1 pseudogene is annotated in these 678 nt (G+C 42.8%); it reads left to right on the top strand.

The window, feature by feature from the left end:
- Positions 1 to 518 (top strand): annotated as a pseudogene (locus AZ66_RS32275) (hypothetical protein); the annotation flags it as partial.
- Positions 519 to 678 lie beyond the last annotated feature (160 nt).

Below are 678 nucleotides of genomic sequence, written 5' to 3'. Positions count from 1 at the left end.
ACCAAGCTCAAGCTGGTGCACTTACGAAAGAGCAAGCTAAAGCTCAGCTGCAAGAGCTAGGCATTGACATGGATGTAGATTTCAGCAAAACAGCTCATGGCGTTATGGTAAAGATGGACGCAGCGAAATTAGATAACCTTGACGAAGCTGCCAAAGAAAAGGCGAAAGCTATTCTTGAGCAAATGAGAACAGGAGCGCTTACGAAAGAACAAGCCAAATCTCAGCTGCAAGAGCTTGGCATCGAATTGAATGTAGATTTCAGCAAGGGTCATCACTTCCAAGTAAAGATGGATAAATCGAAAATGGATAACCTTGATGAAGCAACTAAGGAAAAAGTGAAATCCATTCTTGACCAAATGAAAGCGGGAACCCTTACCGAAGAACAAGTGAAAGCTAAGTTGCAAGAACTGGGCATCAATATGGAAGTGAAGTTCGGCACGGCTCGCAGCATGACGAAAGACACGAATAAAGTGATGAAGGCAGTCAAGATTGAGAATGCTGCCCAGCAAAAGATGTAAGCCCTCTTTGATCAATCAAGATCAGACTCGACTACGAAAGAGCAAGTGAAAGCACAAAAAAACTGAAAAAAACCGTGAGTTTGCTATAATTAGCAAGCCTCACGGTTTTCACATTTCACTTTAAACGTCATTTTCTCTCCTGATGGGCAAAGTCCCCAAC

Source organism: Paenibacillus sp. E194 (assembly GCF_000935845.1).
Lineage (GTDB): Bacteria > Bacillota > Bacilli > Paenibacillales > Paenibacillaceae > Paenibacillus_B > Paenibacillus_B alvei_B.
Note: the sequence above shows the minus strand (reverse complement) of the source record. Positions and strands in the feature narration are given on the sequence as shown.